The organism is Qipengyuania sp. B-5, assembly GCF_056857815.1.
Genome location: NZ_JBSXNU010000051.1, coordinates 102,202 through 127,473 on the forward strand (window position 1 = coordinate 102,202; position 25,272 = coordinate 127,473).

Below are 25,272 nucleotides of genomic sequence, written 5' to 3' on the forward strand. Positions count from 1 at the left end.
TGACCTCCGCGTCAAAACATTCTTAAACCTAATCTGATCATACGTGTGCGAGATGAACCTCGTCCGCACCTTGGACCGCGCCCAAGCGCGCTCATTCAAGTCGCTCGGCAGCCTGCCGAAGGGCGTACTTGAGAGATTGAAGCATCTTTCGATCAGCAGCTTCGTGGCCCTCGTCCTGTTTGCAACCCTTTTTCTGGGTCCTGTGGATCAGCTCAGTTGGGTTTTTCAATCGAAATTCGTCAGCCACTCACCCTCTGGCGATATTGTTTTCATCGGGGCAGAACGGAATATGGCCGACCCGCAACTCCCCTCGCGGCGCGAAGATCTCGCCGAAGCGCTGGCTAAACTCGATCATCAGGGGGTCGGGAAAGTTTATATCGACATTGCCTTCCCAAAAGCATCCACCTCTTCATCAGCAGATCGAAAGCTTGCAACCGCAATCAATGCGCTTGGTGCCCGTGCGATTATCGTCGACCGGATTGATCTCAACGGAGTAAACAACGCTAGGGTTGTTACCACCCTGCCCGAAATTGCTGGACAAGCAAAGCGGGTAGTTTCTCAGCGTTCGAGCAATTGGATGGGCTTCACTTGGACCAGCGAATTTGCTCATAACGTTCGCGGGGGTCGCTTCCCGTCACTATCTGCTTCACTGGCAGGCATCGAAGATACGCGTCCCGGCTCGTTCCAGATCGATTATTCGATCCCGCCCGAAGACATGGCATCTCTATCTCTGACTGATATCGCCGCGGACGGCAACGTGCTCAGTCTTGTGGGACGGACAGTTGTCATTGGGGAAGATGCTGGACTTTCGGAATCTCAGCAGCGTGTCCCCGGACAATTTTCGGTCCCATATAGCTATGTCGCGATCTATGCGGCGGAAACTCTTAAATCGGGCCGGACTGGCTACTTGCCTGCAGTTCCCGCGATCATAGTCTATTTGCTGCTCTTCGCTTCGATGCTGATTGTCATTCGTCGACGACAGCATCGCCAGATTGGCTATGCCATACTCGCCACAATGATCCCGCTGACGCTTTATGGCGGCAGCCTTATCGGCATCAGAATGGAGCTGTCCTACTGTGCCGCGATCCTGATAGTCTATGGGACACTTCGATCACGTGCACGCTGGCAGGACCGGGTCGCATTGGTCGACAACGAGACAGGGCTTCCCAAACTACGAGCGCTTGAACTGGAGACATCTCAGGACATCCATGCCCGCGGTCATTTGGTTGTGGCGCGCATCCATGGATATGAGCATGTCTTGAAAACTCTCTCTCGCGCCGAACGGGCACAGTACATTCTTAAGCTGGTTGATCGTCTCCGTGCAACCGATGGGGAACTGGCCATCTATTCAGAGGGTCACCACCTGGCTTGGCATTCTGAAGAGGAAGACAGTGCCACATTGGCTGAACACCTCGAAGGGCTTCGTGCAATGTTTGCCGCGCCGCTCAATGTGGCCGGTTCATCGGTCGACGTCGGTATAAGCTTTGGGGTTGCAAGGCTGGATGGAGATCCTGCGGCACGCTTGGCTGCTGCGGTAGCAGCAGCGGAAGAAAGCTCAGAGGCCCTGCAACCTATAAAAATCGCAGAGAGTAGCTCGCGCTTTGACGAATTGTGGGACATTTCGCTGCGCGCTCGCATCGACGAGGCAATGTCGGCCGGGGAGATTTTCTGCGTCTACCAGCCAAAGGTGGATACGCGGAACGGTACCATGACGGGCGTAGAGGCGCTAGTTCGCTGGCAGGACCCTGCACGCGGATTCATTCCGCCGATGCATTTTATCGCTCAGTGCGAAAAAGCGGGGCGTATGGAAGCGCTGACAGAATATGTCTTCGAACACGCCTGCGCAGCCGGTCGTCTGATGCATTTCCGTGGACGTTCAATCACCATGTCGGTCAACATCTCCGCCACGCTGCTGTCCGACATGCGGATCGTCGGCATGGTGCGCAACGTCTTGCAAACGACAGGATTCGATCCGCGGTATCTGGTTCTGGAAGTTACCGAAACATCGCGGATCGGAAATCTTGCAACTGCGGAAACGGTACTGAACGAACTTAGAGCGCTCGGCGCTCGCATTTCCATGGACGATTTCGGTGTTGGCGAGACCAACTTCGAAACCCTTTTCGAATTGCCATTCGATGAGCTGAAGATTGACCGACTGTTCGTTGCGAACATGGCTAAAAGCTCGAAAGCCAAGGCGATCGTAGCAAGTATCGTGGACATGGGCCGGCATGCGCGAATCGGCGTAGTGGCGGAAGGTGCGGAAGACACTGAGACCTTGAAAATGTTAACGGAAATGGGCTGCACACACGTGCAGGGCTATATTTTAGCGAGGCCCATGAGCTTAGATAACTTGTTGAAATTCAATGAAATGAAGGATAATGGCGCTTTGCAGGCATAGTTAATGCTTTACAAACAAGCATGGTTAACAGATTGTTGCTTCCTGTCCGTCAACAGGAGGCAAATATGTGGAGCATTTGGGATTGGCTTTTCGGCAAGGAAAAATAGATCTTAGCCGATTAAAGTCTAAGTGATTGGGGCCCCTTAATCGGGGCCCCTTTTCTTTGCGCTGGATGGGTATTGGCTCGTTCAGGAAACAGAGCGCGATATCCTGCGTTGGGCCATCATGCCCATCTCCATCCAATCCACCTTTTCATTTGCTCTCCCGCACACGACCGATGTACTCCTCCAGTTCGAAGCCGCAGCAATTCCCGAGCAGTGGATAGTCGCGACAGACACCGACCTGACCGAAGCGGAACATTGTGCCAGGGTCCCTGCACAAGATGAAATCGGCGAACGTATCTGGATCAGGGCGCGAGGCAATTTCGAGGTTTCCTATAGCGCCGAGATCGAACTTGATCGCCAGCTAGCCGATTTGTCCGCTCTTGACCGACTCGCACCGCACGACATGCCCGGAGAGGCAGTCGAATATCTCTTCGATAGCCGCTATTGCCCAGCTGATCGCTTTCAGACTTTTGTCGAAGACGAGTTCAAGGGAACGGGCGGTGGCGCACGCATCGTGGCTATCTGCGACTGGATGAAGAGCAAGTTGACATACGCTCCCGGCGCTTCCGGGCCCCAAACCACCGCCCTGGACAGCTTCATCGAGCGCCGGGGTATCTGTCGCGACTATGCGCATATCCTGATAGCCCTTTCTCGTGCCAGCACCATCCCTGCTCGTTATGTCGCGTGCTATGCACCGGGTGTCGATCCGCCCGATTTTCATGCCGTGGCGGAGGTCTTCCTGAACGATCCGGAAACCGACGGTGGCGGCACATGGCAGCTTGTCGATGCTACCGGCATGGCCGATCCGGCGCAGACGGTTAAGATCGGCGTAGGCCGGGATGCCGCCGATGTCAGTTTCCTAACCAGCTTTGGTATCACGGAGTTCGGCGACAAACATGTTGCCGTGACAGCAGGCTGATCGCTTCAAAAGAATAGGAATGCGGCGCTCTGGCGCTGTACCGACAGCGCTGATAACCCGCCCTCATGGGAGATTCACTATCGATGGCTGCTACATGGCGGAAGTAAAATTCGAAGCGGACCGCCTCCTTCTGTTCGGGGCTACGGGCGACCTGTCCCAGCGCATGTTGCTTCCCTCGCTCTGCGCGTTGCACGCTGACGGCTTGCTCGATGCCGACCTGCGTATCGTAGCCACCGCACGATCCGAAATGACCACTAAGGAATTCCGCCAGTTCGCACGCGAGGCGCTTGAAAAATACCTCCCCAAGAACCGGCGCGGTCCGATGGCCGATTTTCTTAACCAGCTGAGCTACGTGCCAGTCGATGCCACAACTCCGGAAGGCTATGATGAGCTGGCGAAGGAAGTCGGCGAGTACGATGGCCTTGCGATTTTTCTTTCGACTGCGCCCAGCCTTTTCGAGCCGACCATTGCGGGACTAAAAAGGGTCGGCCTGACCAAGGGTAACGCCAGGATTGCACTTGAGAAGCCGCTCGGCACTGACCTCGCGAGCAGTTGCGAGATCAACGATGCAGTTGCCAAGGCATTCAGCGAAGACCGCATTTTCCGCATCGACCACTATCTGGGCAAGGAAACCGTCCAGAACCTTTTGGCACTTCGCTTCGCCAATATCCTGCTCGAACCAGTTTGGAATTCCAACTACGTCGAACATGTCCAGATAACGGTCGCCGAAACCGTCGGCCTGGAATCGCGCGTTGCTTACTACGATGACAGCGGAGCGCTGCGGGATATGGTGCAGAACCATATGCTCCAGCTGCTCGCGCTGGTCGCCATGGAACCGCCAACCTCGTTCGAGGCTACTGCAGTTCGGGACGAAAAGGTAAAGGTCCTGCGGGCATTGCGCCCGGTCAAGGCAGAAGAGGTCGTCACCGGCCAGTACCGCGCGGGAGCGGTCGATGGCAAAAGCGTGCCTGGTTACGACGAGGAACTTGGTAAAGACAGCAACACCGAAACTTATGTCGCCTTGAAAGCTCATGTCGACAATTGGCGCTGGCGAGGGGTCCCCTTCTACCTGCGCCACGGCAAGCGCATGCCCGAAAGAGTGACGGAAATCGTGGTCCAGTTTCGCAGCATCCCACACTCGATCTTCGAAGGCCGCGGCGTGCGAACCGAACCGAACCGGCTGGTTATCGAAATCCAGCCCAAGGAGAACATCCAGTTGACGATGATGGCCAAGGTCCCTGGACTGGGCAACGATGGCCTTCGCTTACGTCCTGTACCGCTCGACATCGCCATGCCCGATGCCTTTGCAGACGTCGTACGCCGGATTGCTTACGAACGCCTGCTGCTTGATCTCGTCCATGGCGATCAGACACTCTTCGTCCGGCGCGACGAAGTGGAGGCGCAGTGGGAATTCATCGATCATATTCGCGCGCTCTGGACCGAGAATGCAACGCAGCCAAAGCCCTATGCCGCGGGCACCTGGGGCCCGAGCGCGGCCATTGCGCTCGCTGAACGCGACGGGGTAACCTGGCACGATGACTAAGCTCAACGACACCATTCACCGCGTCACGCAGCGTGTCATAGACAATTCGCGCGGATCGCGCAGCGCCTATCTCGAGTTGATGGACCGCGAAGGCGACCGCCAGGTCAATCGCGGAACGCTTTCCTGTTCCAACCTTGCCCACGCCTATGCCGGGGCAGAGGAGGATCAGAAGGCGATCATGCTGGCACGGGGACCGAACCTCGGCATCGTCACCGCCTATAACGATATGCTTTCCGCGCATCAGCCTTACTACCGCTATCCCGAGCGGATGAAAATCTGGGCGCGAGAGGTTGGTGCCACGGTTCAGGTTGCTGGCGGGACGCCAGCCATGTGCGATGGGGTAACACAGGGCGAAGATGGCATGGAATTGTCGCTTTTCAGCCGCGACACCATAGCCCTTTCAACTGTGGTGGCACTGAGCCACGCCATGTACGATGGTGTCGCCCTCCTTGGCATCTGCGACAAGATCGTCCCAGGCCTTCTTATGGGCGCGCTGCGTTTCGGCCACTTGCCCGCAATCTTTGTGCCGTCCGGACCGATGGGTACGGGCATTTCCAACAAGGAAAAGCAGCGTACTCGCCAGCTCTACGCCGAAGGCAAGGTGGGCCGCGAGGAACTGCTCGCCAGCGAGATGGGCAGTTACCACTCTCCCGGCACATGCACTTTCTACGGAACCGCCAATTCCAATCAGATGATGATGGAGATGATGGGGCTCCACGTCCCGGGCGCGGCCTTCGTGCCCCCGGGCGCGAAGTTGCGGCAGGAGTTGAGCCGCGCGGCCACCCACCGCCTTGCCGCACTGAAAAAGGATGGTGATGATTTCCGCCCGCTGGCGCGTGTGGTGGACGAAAAGGCGATTATCAACGCGGCGATCGGTCTGCTGGCTACGGGCGGATCGACCAACCATGCAATCCATATACCCGCCATGGCGCGGGCTGCAGGTATTCAGTTCGACTGGAACGACCTTGCAGAACTGTCCAGTGCCGTTCCGCTGGTTGCGCGGGTTTATCCCAATGGATCAGGCGACGTGAATCGTTTCCACGATGCCGGCGGTATGGCTTATGTCATAGGCACCTTGCTGGACGAAGGCCTGGCGCATGATGATATCCTGACAATCTGGGACGGCGGGTTCGAGGCCTACGCTCGCGAACCTGGCATGGATGGGGATGACCTCGCCTGGCGAGACCCTGGCCCTAGCGGTGATCCAGAGATGCTGCGCCCAGCCTCCGATCCGTTCCAAGCCGACGGCGGGATGCGGCTGGTGGAGGGAAATCTCGGTCGTGCGTGTTTCAAGTCATCAGCAGTCAAACGCGAACACTGGTCGATAGAGGCTCCTTGCCGCGTTTTCGAAACCCAACATGCCGTAAACGAGGCCTTCAAAAAGGGCGAACTCGACCGCGACGTCGTGGTTGTTGTCCGTTTCCAGGGGCCGCGGGCCAACGGAATGCCGGAATTGCATAAACTCACTCCAGCCCTGGGTGTCCTGCAAGATCGCGGTTACCATGTTGCTCTTGTGACCGATGGGCGCATGTCGGGAGCGAGCGGCAAGGTCCCCGCCGCAATTCACTGTACGCCCGAGGCGCTCGGCGGCGGCCCATTATCGCGCCTGCGAGACGGTGACATTGTAACGGTCAGCGCAGAAACGGGAACTCTTTCCACCACCGCAGATCTGGACAGTCGCGAGCCCGCTCCGCAACCCCATACTCAGAGCGGGATGGGACGCGAACTCTTTGCCATGTTCCGCGCAAATGCCGATGGCGCCGAACAAGGAGCCTCCTCGATGCTGGCAATGGCAGGATTGTAAGGCCATGGATCTCGTAACCGTCGACATCGGAGGCACCCACGCCCGGTTTGCGATCGCAACAATCCAGGCAGATGGCACAATCGATCTGGGGGAACCGGAAACGCTCCACACCGACGACCATGCAAGTTTCCAGACGGCCTGGGAAGATTTCCGTGGACGCAATGGTGGCAGCCTGCCACCGCGCGTGGCGATGGCTATTGCCGGACCCGTGGGCGGCGAAGTCATTCGGTTTACGAACAATCCGTGGATTATCCGGCCTGCATTGGTGAAGCAGAAGCTCGGCGTCGAAGCTCAAACCATAGTCAATGATTTTGAAGCAGTTGCACACGCCGTTGCGCGAGCCCCGGAAGACCAGTTCATCCATCTGACCGGCCCCGACCAGCCCCTCACCGAAAATGGAACCATAAGCGTACTTGGCCCCGGAACCGGACTGGGCGTTGCCCATCTCTGGCGCAGCGGCAATGATTATCGCGTACAGGCAACCGAGGGCGGCCATATCGATTTCGCCACGCTCGATAGCATCGAAGACGCTATCCTTGCTCGCCTGCGCAAGCGCCATAACCGGGTCTCGATCGAACGGGTCGTTTCCGGCCCCGCCATCGTGGACATATATCAAACGCTTGCTGCGATGGAGAATCGCAAGACCCGCGACGAAGACGATATCGCCATCTGGACACGCGCCATGCAGGACGAAGAGAGCCTAGCCGCCGCGGCACTCGATCGCTTTTGTCTGTCATTGGGAAGCGTGGCCGGAGATATCGCGCTGGTCCAAGGTGGCTTTGGCGGCGTGGTGATCGCGGGCGGTCTGGGTTACCGGCTCCGGAACCAATTGCCCAAATCGGGCTTCGCGCAGCGCTTCCGCGCTAAGGGTCGTTTCGCCGAATTGATGGCAACTATCCCGGTAAAGCTGATTACTCATCCACAGCCAGGCCTTTTCGGCGCTGCTGCTGCTTTCGCGAGAGAACACGCATGAACAGTATCGCCAGCATCATGAAGACCGCTCCCGTGATCCCGGTCATCGTTGTCGACCAGGTGGAGCATGCAGTTCCTCTAGCCCGGGCACTGGTGGCCGGGGGCTTACGCGTTCTGGAAGTCACACTGCGCACGCCTGCCGCACTCGAGGCGATCCGGGCCATGAAGGAAGTCGAAGGGGCCATCGTGGGTGCCGGTACGGTGACCAACGAAAATGAATTGGCCGATGCTATCGAAGCGGGGAGCGAGTTTATCGTATCGCCGGGCTTGACCGAACCTCTCGGTAAGGCAGCTATCCGCGCGAATATTCCCTTCCTCCCCGGTATTGCAGATGCGGGTGACATCATGCGCGGGCTCGACCTTGGGCTCACACATTTCAAATTCTTCCCGGCCATGGCGGCGGGCGGGCTTCCAGCGTTGAAGGCGCTCGCCGCTCCTTTCAGTCAGTGCCGGTTTTGCCCGACCGGGGGGATCAGCTTGGACAACGCACGCGAATGGCTTGGCTTCGAGCCTGTCTTGTGCGTGGGGGGGAGTTGGGTCGCGCCGCGTGGAGCCATTAATGCGACGGAGGTCGAGAAAGTCGCGCGCGAAGCCGCGGCTTTGACAGGCTAACGGGTCAGGCGCGGATTCTCGGGACCAAATTTCCAGATGGCCGTGCCATTCTCTTCGCCAGGAATCGACTGGATACCACCGATGTTGATCGAATGACCGTCGATTAATTCCGTAGCCATACGCACGGCATCCCCGCGCGAGATAGACTTGCCCATCTTATCGTAAATCATGACAATCACCTCGCCCCAGAAGGATGGGCGGTGGATGGATGAGCGTGCAAACGGACGATAGCTGAAAATGCTGCCGTCACGGCTTCCCGCCAGGTCCATATCTTCGGCAGCTAGCCCAAGGATGCTATCTTCCATCGCCGCCAGTACCTGCGCAGATCGTGCCACACCTTGAACATCGATCCAGTCGGCTTGCTCGAGAGCCTGCCGCATACGGACGCGATCGAACCGCCGGTCAATATTGGAGGGGTCCTGCACGGCTTCGAAGCCGCTTGCTAGAACAACCTGCTTGAGTGTGGTGCGCTTCCAGCCGAGCAATGGTCTGAGCAGTATCGCCTCACTCTCTGGCATCGTGCCGGACGCGCGAATTCCAGCAAGGCCCGACATTCCGCTCCCGCGATTGAGGCGCATCATGATCGTCTCGACCTGATCCTCTAAATGATGCGCTGTGCAAACGCTGTCTATGCCGCGTTGTTTTGCCCATTCCGACAAGACGGAATAACGCGCTTGCCGCGCTTGATCCTGGACGTTCCCATCAGCCACCTGGATCCGCAAAATCTGGTGCGGGACCCCCAGCCTTGCACAAATCGAAGCCGCCGAACGGGACTCGTCCGCACTTTCCGGCCTTAGACCGTGATCGACAGTCGCTGCTTCGACGCGATTGGGAAAGGCCGCATGGGATAGCAGTAGAAGTGCGAGGCTATCCGGCCCACCCGACAGCGCGACGCCGATCTGTTCATCCGGATCGAGTGCTCCTCGCCAGAGACACGAAAGATCGGCCCGGAACCGCTCGACCAGCTCCGGATCGACAGCCATGTCAACCGCACGTCACTTTGCTGCGAGCCGCCGCATATGCTCCCTGCAAGCGACCGCTCGCAAGCGCTGGGTAGGTTTCACCGAACTCCGACAATGCGATACAGGCGCGCTCGGTATCCTTCAACGCGATCATCGCCTCGGCGAGAAACAACAGGCTATCGCCGGCTCGCGCAGCGTTCTTGTCGGCCTGATAGTTGCGCAGGAACCAGGGAGCCGCTTCGGCTGGCTTTCCATCATCCAGATAGGCCCGGCCCAGCAGGTTACGTCCATAGCTGGTCCGGAAATGGTTCGGATATTCCTCGACGAACATTGTCAGTTGCTGCTGAGCTTCGGGATAGAAGCCCGCGTCCCACAGCCGAAAGCCGTAAGAATATTCGTCGTCGCCAGTATCGTCGGTTTGCGGCTTGGCAATAGCCTGGACAGCCGCGACACGTGCAGGATCAGGCGTTGCAACCGGCTCCGCCGCTGAACCGGCAGTAGGGGAGGAATTTGTCCGAACCGGAGCCGGTACCGGTGCACGGGTTGTTTCCAATGCTTCTACCCGCCCTTCGAGCAACCGCACGGCATTCGCCCCCTCTTCGTATTGTGAAGTCAGCCGCTGGAGCTGGCTTTCGAGGGCATCCAGCCGGGCAAGGATATCGGTAACCGCCGTTGTCGAGGGGGCAGGCGATGTCGCAGGCGCGTTATTCGTAGGAGCTGTGATCTGCGGCTCGAAATAGCGTCCATCGCCGCCAGGGAACACTTTGCGCTGGAGGGCACGGACCTCCGCTTCCAGCTTACGGATACGTGCTTCTTCGTTGTCCTGCGCCCCGAGAGGCATGGAGGTGGCGATGAGGGCCAAGGCAACTCCGCCAAGGCCGAAAGCACGTGCGCTGCGTGGGATCATGGGAAGGTTCCTTGCTGGAAAATTCATCGATGCGAAAAGTGCCGTAGCTCGACGATGCTGTCGAGGGGATGAAGGCGAATTATCCGCCGCTCGCTGCACCTGTGGTCAGGTGGTCGGATTGGTCGTCGCTGCAGGATCGGCCGTTTGCGAAGCGGAGCCGCTTTCCCCGCGCGCGAGCAGCGCTTCCGCGCTCACCACCACATCACGTACAACCGTATCCTCTTCGGTCAACTTTGGTACTTCGCGTCCACCGATCGTAATGGCTAACGCATAAGGACGACCGGTCCAGACCTGCGGTTCGTTCGCATCTTCGGGCACGGTGAAACTATCGCCTTCGTCCATCTGGGCCTCGTAGAGACGGGTCCCGCTCGCATCGTAGAACTTTACCCAGGTGCCATCCATCTCACTGGTAAAGACAACCGGGCCACCGGCAGGTTGCGGGGCGGGAGCGGCATCTTGCTCTGGCGTATCGTTCGCCGCGACCTGCTCTGCGGGGTCCTGCAATGGAGCGGGACCTAACCCAGGCGCAAAATAGCTCGAGTAGAAGGCGTAAATTCCGCCAAGCAGCAGTGCCGCCGCCAATATTGCGAACCAGACGAGACCGCGTCCCGGCACGCGCGCCGGATCGCCCGGTTCGAACTTGGCCGGGCGTTCGTTTACCTGTGGACGACCTTCAGCCAGTTCTGCACGCACCTGATCGAGCATTTCCTTCTCGTCGAGGTCGAGCGTTTTGGCATAAGTGCGCGTGAATCCGATTGCGTAAGTGCGTGAAGGAAGAGCTGTGAAATCGCCTGCTTCTATGCTCTCCAAATGCCGCCGGGGGATCCGCGTTTCGGCAGCAACCTGATCGATTTCAAGGCCCTTGGCCTCTCGGGCTTCGCGCAGCCGATCACCTGCCCGCCGCATAGGCGCGGTATTCTCTTCGACGATGCCGCCTTCTTCTTCCATGTAAATTCCGAATTCCTGAGGCCCCACGGGTGTTCCTGATCCCGTCGGATTTGTACAGAAAGTGTAGCAGCGATCATGTCAACCGCTCTGTGTGCGTAAGAATGGCTTGAAACCGATGAATTGCGCCGCAAAAGCGACGAGCTCAGTCGATCTCGATATCGTTCTCGACCGCCCATTCTGTCAGCGCTTCGCGCATGCTCGGCGGAGGGCTGACCAACCATCTCTGCATTTGCGTCGTCAGATCGGGAAGGTAAACCTTTCGCACCAGTTCCTTGATCGGTCCCACCGCCGCTGGCGTGATGGAAAAGCGCGTGTAGCCGAGCCCCATCAGCGCCAGGGCCTCGAGCCTGCGACCACCCATTTCCCCGCACACACCGATCCGGACAGGACTTCCCACCATCTGCTTGGCAATACGGGACAGAAATCTCAGAATGGCCGGACTTAACCAATCGTAACGCTCTGCCAGTTTGGGATTGGCCCGGTCTGCGGCAAAAAGGAACTGGGTTAAATCGTTCGTTCCGATCGAAATGAACGAAAGTTTCGGCAACAACAGGTCCAGCACTTCGGCAAGCGACGGCACTTCGAGCATGCAGCCATATTCGATACTTTCCGGCATCTGCTTTCGCCGGTCGCGCAGAAATTGCGCCTGCTCTTCGAATATCGCCTTCGCGGCATCGAATTCCCAAGGTTCCGAAACCATCGGAAACATCACCGACAATTGCCGACCGGTAGCCGCCTCGAGAAGTGCCCGGGCCTGCGCTTTGAGAAGCCCCTCCCGCTCGAGCGAGAGACGCAGCGCCCGCCAGCCCATGGCAGGGTTCTCGTCCTTTTCTGCCGTATCATTGTCGAGATACGGAACCGCCTTGTCACCGCCAATATCGACCGTTCGGAAGATCACCGGTTTGCCGTCGGCCGCGTCGAGCACGTCGCGGTAGAGGCGCATCTGCCGTTCGCGCGCCGGCAAGGTCGAAGACACGAGGAACTGGAATTCTGTCCGAAACAGGCCAATCCCGTCTGCGCCAGTAAGTTGGAGCGCACTGACATCGTCGCGCAGGCCCGCATTCATCATCACGGTTATCCGCGTACCGTCACGCGTAAAAGGCTCGACATCGCGTAATTCGGCATAGGCAGCCGCACGCTGACGGTTGCGGGCGAAGCGCGTATCGAAGGCTTCGAGCAGTGTCTGCGACGGTCGCAGGGTGACAGTTCCCTTGTCGGCATCGACCAACACCTCGTCGCCTTCGGATACGCGAGAACGCACGCGAGGAACGCGGCCCAACACGGGAATGCCCATCGCACGCGCCACAATTACCACATGCGCCGTCAGCGAACCTTCTTCCAGCACGACACCCTTGAGGCGGCGGCGGTCGTATTCGAGCAGTTCGGCAGGTCCCAGATTGCGCGCAAAGAGAATGGAATCGCGCCGCAATCCTTGCGTCGCCGCCGTACCAAGCTGGCCCGACACAATCCGCAGCAGACGGTTCGACAGATCCTCCAGATCGTGCATCCGGTCCGCCAGCAAAGGGTCGTCGATCTCGCGCATGCGCATGCGGGTTCGTTGCTGGACACGCTCGATGGCGGCTTCTGCCGTCAATCCGCTGTCTATTGCTTCGTTGATCCGACGGCTCCAGCCCTCGTCGTAGGCGAACATCTTGTAAGTCTCGAGCACCTCGTCATGCTCGCCGCCCTTGCCGAACTCGGGCTCGCGCCCCATCGCGTCGATCTGGTCGCGCATCTTGTCGAAGGCGCGATAGACCCGCTGACGCTCCGCTTCGATATCCTCCGCAACTACCTGGTCGATTTCGACGCGCGGCTGGTGGAACACCGCCTGTCCTGCCGCCAGCCCCTTCACAAGGGTCAGCCCCTCGATCACCTCGCATTCGGTCGGAACTTCGTCGAGATCGATCGCTTCCTCGCCATCGACCAGTTCCTTGTGGGCAATCAGTTCCGACAGCACCATGGCCGTAGTCTGAAGAGCTTCGATCTCGACATCTTCATAGCGACGAGGCTCGACATGCTGGACGCACAATACGCCAACCGCGCGTTCGCGATACACGATGGGAACACCGGCGAAGGAATGGAATTTTTCTTCACCCGTTTCAGGACGGTAGAGAAAATCGGGATGCGCTTTCGCCTCGGCGAGGTTCAACGTTTCGATATTCTTGGCAATCGTTCCGGTCAGACCTTCTCCCACAGCCATCCGCGTGACGTGGACGGCTTCGGGATTGAGACCGTGGGTGGCGTAGAGTTCGAGCTCGCCCTCCCGCAGGAGATATATCGAACACACTTCGCTCGTCAGGCTGTCGGCGATGATGTCCACGACGCGATCGAGCTTGTGCTGGGCGTGATGGCGACCCGCCATGACCTCATGCAGTTGCGTGAGGATCTGGCGGGCGGATGAAGCTGCTGACATGGCCCGCAGCTATAGCAAAAAAGTATGAGAGCGAAAGCGGGGCGCGGGAAGGGATTACCTTCCTGCCCCGCAGATTTTTACGCCGCTCAGGTTGCGGCGATTTCTTCCTTGATCTTCAGCTTTTGGCGCTTGAGCTGCTGGATCATCGTGATGTCGGGCGAAGGCCGTGCCTGTTCGTCGTGCAATCGGGCCTCGAGCCCTGCATGCTTGGCCTTGAGTGCGGCGACATGGGATGATTGCATAGGTTTGGCTCCTTCTAGAGTTAGCGACCCCGGAAGCGACTCGTGCCAGGCGGCACGCGCCGCAGACCGATTATCAAACCACAGCTTCGCCAATTTACAAAGCCCCATAGACACGCCATGCGACAAGGCGAGATTCGGGAACGATGATTGTGAACGAACAGGAACTGCGCAAACGCCTTGAAATGCTGAAGAGCGAGCATCGCGACCTCGATGCCGCGATTGCGGCGCTCACCGAGGCCGGCGATGGCGGTTTTGTCGACCAGCTTCAGATTGCCCGGCTCAAGAAGCGTAAGTTACAGCTTAAAGACCGTATTTCCGCAATCGAGGATAGTCTCATCCCCGACATCATCGCGTGAGTCGCGTGTCAAAGCGGGACATCCCCGGACATACCCTTGGTTCTGCAGGACCTAAAGAGGTAGCTCGTCGTTCATCATGGACATGGAGCGGACGATTCAAGAGCAGGTTGTCGAAGACCTCTACACCGAAGCGCTTGCGCTGGCGGATGAGGCGCGGGCCGTGTTCGACCTGCGAGACGACACGGGCCGTGGCGATGTAAACGACCGCGTGCGCATGGCTGTATCGATAGAAGGTCTGCGTACCACTACACGGGTGATGCATGCGTTGGCCTGGTTATTGAACCAGCGGGCCTACTATGCGGGCGAACTGACAAGGCTGCAAATGCTTCGGCACGGCAAACTGGGGGAGGAACGCCCTTCCGATCCGGAAAATATGGAACTGCTCGAACCGGGAGCTCGCGGGCTGATCCGCGATACCGAACGCCTCTACGCGCGGATCAGGCGGCTGGACGAAGAGCAGCGACAAAACGGCGGCGAGGCAAACGATCCGGTGCGCGATATGCAGGGCCGCATTTCCGAGGCTTTCGCACTGCGCTAGGCAGCCGAGAGTGCACGCGCATAACGTGCGAGACGGTCGCTTCTGACTTTCTCTTCCATCTTCGGCACGAAGACCTGGGTCGCCCCCCGCATCGCTTCCGCCGCCTCTTCAAGTGATCTGTAGAAACCCGCGCCCACGCTGGCGCATATCGCCGCACCGAGCGCTGTCGTTTCTATGAAGTCGGGGCGTTCGACATCGAGTTCAAGCATATCCGCAAGGTCTTGCGCCATCCAGTCATTTGCACTCATCCCGCCATCGATGCGCAGGGATTTCCATGGTGCGGAATCGGCCGCAAAGGCAGCGCAGAGGTCGTGCGTCTGGTGGGCCATTGCCTCAAGCGCGGCGCGCGCGATTTGCGCCCGTCCGCTCGCAAAGCTCAGACCGGAAATCACGCCGCGAGCATCGGGCTGCCAATGTGGAGCACCGAGGCCTGCAAGCGCAGGTACGATTACAACCTCCCCGCTATCGTCGATCGAACGTGCGAGCGCTTCGGTCTCGTCGGCGCTTCCAATCAAACCGAGTTGGTCACGCAGGTACTGTACGAGACTGCCCGCAACGAAGCACGACCCTTCAATAGCATAGGTCCGTTTGCCATCCGCCTGATGCAACACCGTTCCAAGCATACGATTATCTGAACGGGGGATATCGGTTCCCTTGTTGGTCAGCACGAAAGCGCCGGTGCCGTAGGTTGCTTTGGTATCCCCAAAGGAAAGGCAGCCCTGCCCGATGGTGGCGGATTGCTGGTCGCCCACAAGGCCGCAGATGGGGATTTCGCGCCCCAGGCAGTTCGCGGCGCAGTTCGCCAGCACTCCGTGCGTATCGATGACTTGAGGCAGCGTTTCCTTCGGCACGCCGAAAAGCTGGCAGAGATCCTCGTCGAATTGTTCGCCATCGAGCGCCAACAACAAGGTTCGGCTAGCATTGCTGGCATCCGACACATGGGCACCGCCGGAAAGTTTGTAAACGAGCCAGCTCTCGACGGTACCGAAGGCGAGCCGGCCCTGGCCCGCTGCCGCGCGTACAGCTTCGTCATTGTCGAGCATCCAGCGCATCTTCGTGCCTGAGAAATAGGGATCGAGCAGGAGGCCGGTGCGCCTTTGCACATCCGGTTCCTGTCCCCCCTCCTTCAGTTGCGCGCAGAAACCGGCCGTTCGCCGGTCTTGCCAAACAATCGCCCTTGCCAGGGGTTCGCCGCTGTTACGATCCCAAGCTACGACCGTCTCACGCTGATTGGTGATCCCGATGGCCGCAATATCGGCAGCAGCCTCACCCACCACCTCGCGCATGCAACTCAAGGTCTTTTCCCAGATTTCGGAAGCGTCGTGCTCGACCCAGCCAGGCTTCGGATAATGCTGTGTCAGACCGGATTGAGCCACGGACTCCATCCTGCCTCGGCGGTCGAAAATCATTGCGCGTGTCGAAGTCGTCCCTGCGTCGAGGACCAGAATTTTCTCTCCCATGCGACCCTCCCTATCGACAAGCGGCTCCATTCGCTACAGGCTTGGGGCATGGCAGGTCCTCCTCCCAAACCCTGGCCCACCGGCAAGGCCATGCAGTTGGAACCGCTCGTCCGGCGCGTGCTGGCGCCCAACCCTTCGCCCTATACCTACACCGGCACCCAATCCTATATTGTCGGCCTTGGGGACGGCTGTGCGGTCATCGACCCCGGCCCGGACGAGAAGGAACACCTTCTGGCGCTCGACGCCGCTATCGGCGAGGAGCATGTCTGCGCGATCATGTGCACACATACCCACCGCGACCACTCGCCTGCCGCGAAGACCCTTGCCCATCGCACCGGCGCTCCTATCGTCGGATGCGCGCCTCTCGTACTTGACGATAGCGGCCCACGTGCGGACGCAAGCTTCGACCGCACCTACGAACCCGATCGCGTCATGGAGGACGGCGAGGCAATGACCGGCCCGGGCTGGACCCTGCGTGCCATCGCCACACCGGGTCATGTTTCCAACCACCTGTGTTTCGCTCTCGAGGAAAGCAGCGCGGTTTTTACGGGCGACCATGTGATGGGCTGGTCGACCAGCGTCGTCGTCCCGCCAGACGGCGATATGGCAGATTATATGAGCAGCCTCGAAAAGCTTTACGCGCGCGAAGATGACCGGATTTATTATCCCGCGCATGGTGAGGCAATCGAGAAGCCGCGCCAACTCGTTCGGGGCATGATCGGCCACCGGCGCCAGCGTGAGAACCAGATCCTGCGTCATTTGCGCGAGGGGCCGCTCGAAGCAGCCGACTTCGTTCCCAGGATGTACAAGGGGCTCGATGAACGCCTGCATGGTGCAGCAAAGATGTCGGTAACTGCTCACCTCATTGATCTGGAGCGCCGTGGTTTGGTCATCAGGTCAGGCACCGAATGGCAGACGATTTGATCGTGCGTGACGCGGCGCGGCCTTACGCTTGACCAACAGCCCACAACGCGGATATTCGATGATTGCATAAGAACAGGTGGTCGCTCGTTTTTGGGGAGGTTACGGGTATGGCCACTGCCGCTGCGCCGCAGATTCCTGCAATTCGTGGGAACACGCGCTTCTTCACCATCATGGCCTTTGTCATGGGATTCGTCATCGTGGCGGGTTTCACGCTCAATCTGGCAATGGGGCGATCCAGCTTCGATGCACCACTGGCCTATCACGTCCATGCGCTGATTTTCATGGGCTGGATCGTTCTCTATCTCGCCCAGCATGTCACCGCTTCTGCGCAAAACTGGCAGCTGCATTCCTCGCTCGGCAAGCTGGCCTATCTCTGGGTTCCGGCCATGGTCCTCGCGGGATGCATGATCATGATCGTGGTGGCACGCCGCACGGGCGGACCGTTCTTCTTCGATGTGAACGAGTTTCTCGTCAGTAATCTCGTCGGATTGATGACCTTCGGCGGATTGGCCTGGTGGGCCCTGCGCCGGCAACGCTACAATGGCTGGCATCGTCGGCTGATGCTGGTTTCCATGAGTATCCTGACGGGGCCAGGGATAGGACGACTTTTGCCTCTTCCACTGCTGATACCCAACGCGTGGACTATTACCTTTTGTGTCACGCTAATCTTCCCGATCATTGGCATGATCGCGGACAAGCGTACGCTGGGCCAGGTACATCCGGCCTATTGGTGGGGCACAGGGATAGTAGTGGGGACATTCGTCGGATCGATGCTGTTGGCCTATTCACCGCTTGGCTATGCCTTTACCGAATGGGTCATTCTCGGCAGCGCGGGTGCCGAACGACCGATGCAAGCATTCCTGCCTCCCGGCTTTTCGATGTAATCGCGAGCGAAGGAACCCCCTCGCCTCGCTGCTCGTTCTGTTTATAAGCGCCGCAAAGCCATCAGACGGGACGAAACTATGACCGCCGAAACCAGCCTACCGACAGGCACCGACCTGCTCGCCGAGATCGATCGCCTTCGCAAGGAGAAGAACGCGATCATCCTCGCGCATTATTACCAGACTGCGCAGATCCAGGACCTTGCCGATTTCGTCGGTGACAGTTTGGAGCTCAGCCGCAAGGCGGCGGAAACCGATGCCGATGTCATCGCCTTCTGCGGCGTCAAGTTCATGGCCGACACGGCAAAAATTCTAAGCCCCGAAAAGATAGTCGTTCTGCCGGACATGGATGCAGGTTGCAGCCTGGAAGACAGCTGTCCGCCGGAAAAGTTCAAAGCCTTTCGTGAAAAGCACCCCGATCATATCGCGTTGACCTACATCAATTGCTCGACCGAAGTGAAAGCGCTCAGCGACATCATCGTCACATCGTCCAGTGCGGAGACGATCATCAGCCAGATCCCGGAGGATCAGAAAATCATCTTCGGGCCGGATCGGCATCTTGGCGGTTACATGAGCCGCAAGTTCAATCGCGAAATGCTGCTCTGGCCGGGCGTGTGCATCGTGCACGAGGCCTTCAGCGAAACCGAACTGCTCAAGCTGAAGCAGCAGCACCCCGGCGCCCCTGTCGCCGCGCATCCTGAGTGCCCACCTACCATCGTCGAACATGCCGATTACGTCGGTTCGACCAGCGGCATCCTGCAGTTTGCGGAAACTTTTGAAGGCGACACGCTGATCGTGGCGACGGAGCCGCACATCATCCATCAGATGGAAAAGGCGTTGCCAGAAAAGAACTTCATCGGTGCGCCAGGCGCGGATGGGAATTGCAGCTGCAATATCTGCCCCTACATGGCTTTGAACACGCTGGAGAAGCTGTACAAATGCCTCGATACGCTTGAACCACGGATCGAGATTGAAGAAGGATTGCGCCTGAAGGCCAAGCAGAGCCTCGACCGGATGCTCGAAATGGCTAGCGGAACCATCGGCAAGGGCGATCTGGGTAGGGTCTAGGCACTATTCCCCACCTTCCACGTTAGGCCCTTATCCGCAACGACAGGGGCATTCGCGACTGGACGATCCATAGGCTGGTCGCCGTCCCGCTAGCGTGAGCCCTCGTGCTTTGGGCCGGAATCCTGAGCCACTGGGGAGAGGAATTGCGGGATCACGCGATTGCCAAAACCGAGCAGGAATGCGATCGCAATATCGCAGACGAGTGTACCCGTTTCGACCAACCCGCCCCCAGAATGCAGAGTATCGCATGACCGCTCGATTGATGAAGCTATGGCACGACATTAATGCGAGCTACTGGTTCCTGCCAGCACTCCTGTCGATAGCGGCACTGCTGCTGGCAACGCTTACCCTCTGGCTCGATCGCAGCGGCTGGGCATCTTTCCTCAATGATGTCACCTGGCTCCAGCCAGCGCGGCCCGATGGTGCGATCAACATGCTTACCGTCATTGCCGGCACGATGATCGGCGTGGCCTCTACCGTGTTTTCCATCACTATTGCTGCGGTCGCTTATGCCAGCGGCAATTACGGCCCCCGCCTTCTTACCAATTTCATGGAAGACCGGGGGAACCAGTTCAGCCTCGCGACTTTTATCGGCACTTTCGTTTACGCGATCACCGTCCTGAGGGCCGTGCGGGCAGAGGACGAGGTACCCGCGACCATCGATAATGCAGCCGAGGCTATCATGCCGGGCTTTGTGCCCCAACTATCGCTGCTTGTGGCTTTCGTCCTGATGATGCTGTCTGTTGCGGTTCTGGTCTACTTTCTCAATCACATACCTGCTTCAATCCGGATCAACACCGTTCTGAAAGGTATTGGCTCACGGCTGCTTGACGACATCAGGGACCGGTTTCCGGATAAGAACAGGGGAGAAAGGGCGCATTCTGTACTGGAGGGCAACCCTGTCAGGGCCACTGACACCGGCTATGTGCAAGCCATTGATTTCTCGAATCTTGAAAAGCTCGCCCAGCGCGAGAACGGCAAGCTCAAACTGGCTGTCAGAACCGGTGACTTCGTTCATCCCGATGTGCCACTCGCATACTGGGCAGACATGGATGTGACAGCAAACTGTCCCGACGAAGACGTCCGCGACGCTTTCACACTCGGGAGTATGCGTACACCTGTTCAGGACATGCAATTCCTCATCGACGAACTGGTGGAAATCGGTCTGCGAGCACTATCGCCCGGGATCAATGATCCGTTCACTGCTGTGACTGCGGTCCATTGGCTGGGCGCTGCCACGGCAGAATTGGCCCGACGCAACCTCACACGCAGCTTCGCCAAGAACGGTAGCGAGCCCCATTTAGTACTGCTTGAAGACGATTTCTCCCATTTCGTAGAGCGCGGATTCGGCGCGATGCGTAGCGGGGTTGCAACCAATCGTATCGCTACGCTGGTCACTTTCGATGCACTTGTAGACGCCGCTTCCACGCTCGACGACGAGGCCAGGCGCGCTGTCCTAAAGGTCGAGGGCAAACTCCTCGCGCAGCAGGCTCACGAACATCTCGTCGGACCTGAGCTCGATGCTGTGGCCGCCCGTTACCAGACCTTTCTCAATCGGATCGAACGCTAGCCAGCCGCGGTGGCGGCGCGCTCTTGGCCAGCATCAATGCCGCTGCGACCAGTGCCATTCCCACGATATCCAGAGGGACCAGCACCTCCCCGAAAACCAGCCACCCGACAGTCGCCGCAAGGGCTGGCTGAGTAAGCAGCGCCATGCCGATAATCAGCGGTGGGAAGTTGCGGAGTGAATAGACCAGCAGCCCCTGGCCGATGATCTGGCTGGACAGGGCGAGGAGCAGCACGGGCGTCCAGCCCTTTGCGCCCGGCCAGATCGGCTCACCAGCGAAGACCGCCATTCCGAGCAATAGGGGAGACGCGGCAATGCAGACGAGCAACAGGACGCTCCACTGTCCCAGTACCGCCCGCGCGCGCTGTGCGGGAAGTAGGTAGAAGGCGTAGCACACACCGGCAAACAGACACAGCAGATCGCCGACGAATGAAGTGGTGGAAATTTCAAGACTGCGACCAAGCAGTATCGCCGCGCCGACCAGGGCAGCGACCACGCCAGCCGCCTCGCGCCAGGACGGAGCCCGGCGCAGCGCGATAAGACCCCAGATCATCAGGATGACGCTGCCAGAATTGCCGAACAATACCGAATTCCCCAGCCGTGTCTGCTCGATGCCGATATGCCAGCTCGCAAGGTCCAGCGCGAAGAACACGCCTGCCATGACCACCAACAGCGCCAGCCGGACGTCCATCGGACCGGGCGCCCGTCCCCGCCACGCCAGCAGGGCAATGATCGGAATAGGCAAGAGCAGGCGCCAGAATGCCGCCGAGATCGGACCGGTGTCGGCAAGCCTAACCAGCCAGGGTCCCAACGCCAGGGCAGCGTTGCCAGCTATCAGCGCGGCGAAGTGCCACGCGCTGGCCTGAAAGCCATTCTTGTCCGGCTCTGCGCTTGTCTCGCCCATACCCGCCCCCTAGCTCTTGCGTCACACAAGGCCAGCCAAAAAGGACTACGCCTCCATGCACGAAAAACTGTTCGAACCGCTTACCCTCGGCGCCATCGAGGCGAAGAACCGGATATTCATGGCCCCGCTCACCCGTGGCCGTTCGACTCAGCCGGGATCGATCCCCAACGAGATGATGGCAACATATTACCGCCAACGCGCCGGCGCAGGCCTGATCATTACCGAAGCCACGGGTATCAGTGTCGAAGGCCTGGGGTGGCCGGCAGCGCCCGGCATCTGGAGCGAGGCACAGACCGAGGGCTGGAAACAGGTAACAGAAGCCGTACACGAGGAAGGCGGCAAGATCGTTCTTCAGATGTGGCACATGGGACGCCTTGTCCACCCAGACTTCCTCGGAGGAAATCCGCCCGTATCGGCCAGCGCCACCAAGGCCCCCGGACACGCCCACACCTTCGAAGGACGCAAGGATTACGAAGCGGCGCGCGAGCTTTCGAAGGGCGAAATCACCCGCGTGGTGGAGGATTATCGCCATGCTGCCGAGAACGCGAAAAAGGCAGGCTTCGACGGCGTCCAGCTCCACGGGGCGAATGGCTATCTCGTCGACCAGTTCCTGCGCGACAGCACGAACCAGCGCGAAGACGAATATGGTGGCAGCCCCGAAAACCGGACACGTTTCCTGCGCGAAGTTCTGACTGCGCTGGCAGATGTCTGGGGCGCACAGCGCGTGGGCGTTCGTCTATCGCCCAATGGTGAAACGCAGGGATGCGACGACAGCGATCCAGCCGCCACTTTCGGCGCAGCCGCCAAGGTAATTGAGGAACTCGGCCTCGATCACCTCGAACTGCGCGAGCCGGGGCCCGAAGGGACCTTCGGATCGACTAATGTGCCCAAGCAGAGCCCGCTGATCCGCTCGATCTACTCGGGCAAGCTCATCCTCAACAGCGATTACACGCCCGAGCAGGCCGTGGCCGACATCGAGGCGGGACGTTGCGATGCGGTAAGCTGGGGCCGGGATTTCATATCGAACCCCGATCTTCCCGAACGCTTCCGCAATGGTGCCAAATTGCAGCCCAATGTGAACGTGCCGCAAAGCTGGTACCTGCCCGGACCCGAAGGCTACATCGATTATCCGACACTGGCCGAGACCGGTGAAACCGTCACGGTGTGATCCGGATCAGATATCCGACCCGGCCCCGACTCTCAGGAGTTAGCCGGGTCGGATTGTTCCTCTGCTTCTGAGTCCGGCGCTTCCGGCTCTACCTCGGGTGCAGGTTCATCCGTGGGAGGAGGCTCGGCAGCAGCCGATTCCTCAGTGGCTGCGGCAGCGGAAGTGTCATCGTCACCTTCCTGATTCTCGACCAATGGGGGCGATTGCGAACGCACGGTGTCGAGCGGCAACATGTCGTCGCTTATCGTCCCGCCAAGTACTTCACCGCGTGCATCGCGGGCGGCATCGTTCTGCTCGCCGGGAGCGGGATCGTCTCCACAGGCTGACAGAACCATGCACATGACGGCAAGGATAGACAATCGGATCATGGCAGCGAGCAGGCCTTTCCTTCGAGCGCGGCGAGGAAATCGCCTGCGCGGTTCTTCAATGCCTTATCGAAAGCCGATGGCGCAAGATCGAGACCGAGCTTCTCGAGGCTGGTGACGCCGAATTCTTCGATCCCACAGGGGACGATGCCGGCGAAATGCGAGAGATCCGGCGCGATATTTACCGAGAAACCGTGCATGGTGATCCAGCGCCGCACGCGCACGCCGATCGCACCGATCTTGGCCTCGCGCCCGTCGATATCACGGGTCCATATACCGATCCGGCCTTCACTGCGCCAGCATTCCACCCCCAGGTCACCCAGGGTAGCAATGACCCAGCCTTCGAGCGAATGCACAAAGCAACGCACGTCGCGTCCGCGCGCCTTCAGGTCCAACATCAGGTAACCGATCCTTTGGCCCGGACCGTGATAGGTATACCGGCCACCCCGCCCTGCATCGACGACCTCGAAGCGCGGATCGAGCAATTCCGCGCCGTCGGCGCTGGTACCGGCAGTATAGACCGGGGGATGCTCGAGCAGCCAGATCTGTTCTTTGGCCTCACCATCGCTGATCGCCGCATTGCGCTCTTCCATCGTCGCAAGCGCTTCGCGATAGGGGATTTGCCCTTCTTCGGCACGCCATTCGATATTTTCGGGGAACGGGACGGACATCGGCGATTGCGTGGCGATTGTGTTCACGCTTATCAAGAGCCAATATCCGAGGGGAGCCACGATGAAATTCGATCTCGACACCGCCTGGAAAGATACAACGCGCCTTTTGCGCGACAATTTCAGCTTGCTGGCTGTCGTCGCCGGGGTGTTCTACTTCATCCCCTATGCTGCGGCTCTGCTCTGGATTCCGGGCCTTGCCGAGTTAACGATGGGCCAGTTCGATCCATCCTCTCCCGAAACGGAAGCCATGGCGAACGAAATGTTCGCCGGTTACTGGTGGGCCCTGGTGCTCTTGGGCATCGTACAGGGCATCGGTCTGCTTGCTATGCTCGCGCTGCTGAAGAGGAGAGCCAGCCCTACCGTTGGACAAGCCATCTCGGCCGGGGGCAAATCCGTTCTGTCATATATTGCGGCACAGTTGTTGCAGGCGGTCATCCTCGCCATCGTGATCTTCCTGCTTATCGGGCTTCCAGTAGCCAGCGGCCTGACGCCCCTTGCAATCATCGGAGGAATCGCAGGTCTCGTTGTCGTCGCCTACGTGCTGACCAAACTCTCGATTGCTGCGCCGATCATCGCAATCGACGGTCAGCTCAATCCGGTTGCTGCTCTTACCCGCTCATGGCAGCTGACCAAGGGCAACAGCGTGCGATTGTTCTTTTTCTATTTCCTGCTGCTGGTCGCCTACATTGTGATTTCGACCATCGTCTCGATGGTCTTCGCACTTCTCTTCGCTATGGGCGGGGCAGAGGTGCAAAGCTTTGGCCAGGCGATCAGCGCCAGTCTGATGAACGCCTTGCTGGCGTTGTTCTTTGCTGGCGTCTTGGCGGCGATACATACCCAGCTGACACGCCTTTACAGCACGTCAGCCGAGCGGAATACCGCAAGCGGGGACTAAGCCTCCGCTTCCTTCCAGCCCCAGAACAGCTGGCAGGGTAGCACGTTCAGCGGCTCAAATCCGCTGTCGATCCGGTCGAAATGACGTTCCATGAAATCTCTTGCCTTGGCGGAGAACTGGTAAACGAGAAAAGCCCCGCCGGGGCGGATTACGCGGTGGGTCGCCGCGGCGATGGCGGGCCCGACGCCGTCCGGAAGTGTGGAGAAAGGCAAGCCCGAAAGCACATAATCGGCACGCTCGTGCCCATGCGCCCTGACGATCTCCTCTACGTCCGCAGCCGATCCGTGAACCGCGCTGAAGCGACTGTCCCGGAAATGTTTCTTGAGATAGTCGATATAAAGCGGATTGGTATCGATAACGATCAGTTGTCCATCGCGCGGCAGCCGGTCGAGTACGGCCTGGCAGAAGGTACCGACACCCGGACCATACTCGACGAAGACCTTGCATTCGTCCCATTTGACCGGAGCGAGCATTTTACGAATGGTAAAGCGCGATGACGGAATGATCGAGCCGACCATTTTCGGTTCTTCGAGGAAGCCCTTGAAGAATACGCCCCATTGGCCGAACAGCCGCGATGCGCGATCTTTCAGAGTGCGTCGCTCGATCACACCGATACCCTGTTGTCCGCTCAAGTCATTTACCTTTTGCAAC

The 25,272-nt window shown here is 59.1% G+C and carries 24 protein-coding genes; 14 read left to right on the forward strand and 10 right to left on the reverse strand.

The genetic code is table 11. The features are described from left to right. Positions 1-52: 52 nt before the first annotated feature. The 6 genes from AC13CE_RS10895 (at position 53) to eda (ending at position 8,352) form a co-directional block, all read left to right on the forward strand. Positions 53-2,398, forward strand: coding sequence for an EAL domain-containing protein (locus AC13CE_RS10895; protein WP_482972391.1), 2,346 nt, complete (start codon positions 53-55; stop codon positions 2,396-2,398). 225 nt (positions 2,399-2,623) lie between these two features. Continuing rightward, positions 2,624-3,421, forward strand: coding sequence for a transglutaminase-like domain-containing protein (locus AC13CE_RS10900; RefSeq protein ID WP_482972392.1), 798 nt, complete (start codon positions 2,624-2,626; stop codon positions 3,419-3,421). A gap of 94 nt (positions 3,422-3,515) precedes the next feature. Next, positions 3,516-4,964 carry a glucose-6-phosphate dehydrogenase gene (gene zwf, locus AC13CE_RS10905; RefSeq protein WP_473820896.1) on the forward strand — a complete coding sequence of 483 codons (1,449 nt, stop codon included), beginning with the start codon at positions 3,516-3,518 and terminating at the stop codon, positions 4,962-4,964. Further along, positions 4,957-6,768, forward strand: coding sequence for a phosphogluconate dehydratase (edd, locus tag AC13CE_RS10910; RefSeq protein WP_221537827.1), 1,812 nt, complete (start codon positions 4,957-4,959; stop codon positions 6,766-6,768). Before zwf ends, edd begins: the two co-directional genes overlap by 8 nt. Positions 6,769-6,772: 4 nt before the next feature. Then, positions 6,773-7,741 carry a glucokinase gene (gene glk, locus AC13CE_RS10915; protein ID WP_482972393.1) on the forward strand — a complete coding sequence of 323 codons (969 nt, stop codon included), beginning with the start codon at positions 6,773-6,775 and terminating at the stop codon, positions 7,739-7,741. Then, a complete protein-coding gene (gene eda, locus AC13CE_RS10920; RefSeq protein WP_482972394.1) occupies positions 7,738-8,352 on the forward strand; it encodes a bifunctional 4-hydroxy-2-oxoglutarate aldolase/2-dehydro-3-deoxy-phosphogluconate aldolase in 615 nt (204 codons plus the stop codon). The genes glk and eda overlap by 4 nt, the downstream gene beginning before the upstream one ends. On the opposite strand, the gene tilS is transcribed toward eda, so the two are convergent. The 5 genes from tilS to AC13CE_RS10945 form a co-directional block, all read right to left on the reverse strand. Further along, complete coding sequence (gene tilS / locus AC13CE_RS10925; RefSeq protein WP_482972395.1) at positions 8,349-9,335, reverse strand: tRNA lysidine(34) synthetase TilS; 987 nt, start codon at positions 9,333-9,335, stop codon at positions 8,349-8,351. The genes eda and tilS overlap by 4 nt on opposite strands. A gap of 1 nt (position 9,336) precedes the next feature. Further along, on the reverse strand, positions 9,337-10,221 hold the full coding sequence (locus AC13CE_RS10930) for a tetratricopeptide repeat protein (protein ID WP_482972396.1): 885 nt from the start codon (positions 10,219-10,221) through the stop codon (positions 9,337-9,339). 105 nt (positions 10,222-10,326) lie between these two features. Further along, a complete protein-coding gene (locus AC13CE_RS10935) occupies positions 10,327-11,196 on the reverse strand; it encodes a helix-turn-helix domain-containing protein (RefSeq protein ID WP_482972397.1) in 870 nt (289 codons plus the stop codon). A 115-nt stretch (positions 11,197-11,311) separates the two neighbouring features. Further along, positions 11,312-13,582, reverse strand: coding sequence for a phosphoenolpyruvate--protein phosphotransferase (gene ptsP, locus AC13CE_RS10940; RefSeq protein WP_221537832.1), 2,271 nt, complete (start codon positions 13,580-13,582; stop codon positions 11,312-11,314). A gap of 86 nt (positions 13,583-13,668) precedes the next feature. After that, complete coding sequence (locus AC13CE_RS10945) at positions 13,669-13,824, reverse strand: YdcH family protein (protein WP_221537833.1); 156 nt, start codon at positions 13,822-13,824, stop codon at positions 13,669-13,671. 149 nt (positions 13,825-13,973) lie between these two features. Between AC13CE_RS10945 and AC13CE_RS10950 the strand changes: the two genes are divergently transcribed. Both AC13CE_RS10950 and AC13CE_RS10955 read left to right on the forward strand, forming a co-directional pair. After that, positions 13,974-14,180 (forward strand): DUF465 domain-containing protein, encoded by a 207-nt coding sequence (locus AC13CE_RS10950; protein ID WP_221537834.1) that lies wholly within the window; start codon positions 13,974-13,976, stop codon positions 14,178-14,180. A gap of 82 nt (positions 14,181-14,262) precedes the next feature. Next, positions 14,263-14,718, forward strand: a complete 456-nt coding sequence (locus AC13CE_RS10955; protein ID WP_482972398.1) for a DUF1465 family protein — start codon at positions 14,263-14,265, stop codon at positions 14,716-14,718. On the opposite strand, the gene glpK is transcribed toward AC13CE_RS10955, so the two are convergent. Beyond that, on the reverse strand, positions 14,715-16,178 hold the full coding sequence (gene glpK, locus AC13CE_RS10960; protein WP_482972399.1) for a glycerol kinase GlpK: 1,464 nt from the start codon (positions 16,176-16,178) through the stop codon (positions 14,715-14,717). The genes AC13CE_RS10955 and glpK overlap by 4 nt on opposite strands. A gap of 48 nt (positions 16,179-16,226) precedes the next feature. On the opposite strand from glpK, the gene AC13CE_RS10965 reads away from it, so the two are divergent. The 4 genes from AC13CE_RS10965 to AC13CE_RS10980 all read left to right on the forward strand — a co-directional run bounded on the left by AC13CE_RS10965 (position 16,227) and on the right by AC13CE_RS10980 (position 20,621). Beyond that, positions 16,227-17,102: an MBL fold metallo-hydrolase gene (locus tag AC13CE_RS10965; protein WP_482972400.1), complete on the forward strand. Its 876-nt coding sequence runs from the start codon at positions 16,227-16,229 to the stop codon at positions 17,100-17,102. 107 nt (positions 17,103-17,209) lie between these two features. Then, on the forward strand, positions 17,210-17,986 hold the full coding sequence (locus AC13CE_RS10970) for a hypothetical protein (protein WP_482972401.1): 777 nt from the start codon (positions 17,210-17,212) through the stop codon (positions 17,984-17,986). Positions 17,987-18,064: 78 nt separating this feature from the next. Further along, positions 18,065-19,051 carry a quinolinate synthase NadA gene (nadA, locus tag AC13CE_RS10975; RefSeq protein WP_221537839.1) on the forward strand — a complete coding sequence of 329 codons (987 nt, stop codon included), beginning with the start codon at positions 18,065-18,067 and terminating at the stop codon, positions 19,049-19,051. A 247-nt stretch (positions 19,052-19,298) separates the two neighbouring features. After that, positions 19,299-20,621 (forward strand): DUF2254 domain-containing protein, encoded by a 1,323-nt coding sequence (locus tag AC13CE_RS10980; protein WP_482972402.1) that lies wholly within the window; start codon positions 19,299-19,301, stop codon positions 20,619-20,621. On the opposite strand, the gene AC13CE_RS10985 is transcribed toward AC13CE_RS10980, so the two are convergent. Then, positions 20,602-21,522, reverse strand: coding sequence for a DMT family transporter (locus AC13CE_RS10985; protein WP_482972403.1), 921 nt, complete (start codon positions 21,520-21,522; stop codon positions 20,602-20,604). The genes AC13CE_RS10980 and AC13CE_RS10985 overlap by 20 nt on opposite strands. 55 nt (positions 21,523-21,577) lie before the next feature. On the opposite strand from AC13CE_RS10985, the gene AC13CE_RS10990 reads away from it, so the two are divergent. Continuing rightward, positions 21,578-22,690 (forward strand): alkene reductase, encoded by a 1,113-nt coding sequence (locus tag AC13CE_RS10990; RefSeq protein ID WP_482972404.1) that lies wholly within the window; start codon positions 21,578-21,580, stop codon positions 22,688-22,690. A gap of 32 nt (positions 22,691-22,722) precedes the next feature. Here the strand turns inward: AC13CE_RS10990 and AC13CE_RS10995 are convergent, their stop codons facing one another. Further along, positions 22,723-23,058: a hypothetical protein gene (locus AC13CE_RS10995; protein ID WP_221537843.1), complete on the reverse strand. Its 336-nt coding sequence runs from the start codon at positions 23,056-23,058 to the stop codon at positions 22,723-22,725. Continuing rightward, positions 23,055-23,726: a lipoyl(octanoyl) transferase LipB gene (lipB, locus tag AC13CE_RS11000; RefSeq protein ID WP_482972405.1), complete on the reverse strand. Its 672-nt coding sequence runs from the start codon at positions 23,724-23,726 to the stop codon at positions 23,055-23,057. Before lipB ends, AC13CE_RS10995 begins: the two co-directional genes overlap by 4 nt. A gap of 61 nt (positions 23,727-23,787) precedes the next feature. On the opposite strand from lipB, the gene AC13CE_RS11005 reads away from it, so the two are divergent. Beyond that, positions 23,788-24,621: a glycerophosphoryl diester phosphodiesterase membrane domain-containing protein gene (locus tag AC13CE_RS11005; RefSeq protein WP_482972406.1), complete on the forward strand. Its 834-nt coding sequence runs from the start codon at positions 23,788-23,790 to the stop codon at positions 24,619-24,621. Here AC13CE_RS11005 and AC13CE_RS11010 read toward each other — a convergent pair. Next, positions 24,618-25,235, reverse strand: a complete 618-nt coding sequence (locus AC13CE_RS11010; protein WP_482972468.1) for a class I SAM-dependent methyltransferase — start codon at positions 25,233-25,235, stop codon at positions 24,618-24,620. The two genes, AC13CE_RS11005 and AC13CE_RS11010, sit on opposite strands and share 4 nt — an antisense overlap. Positions 25,236-25,272: the final 37 nt, after the last annotated feature.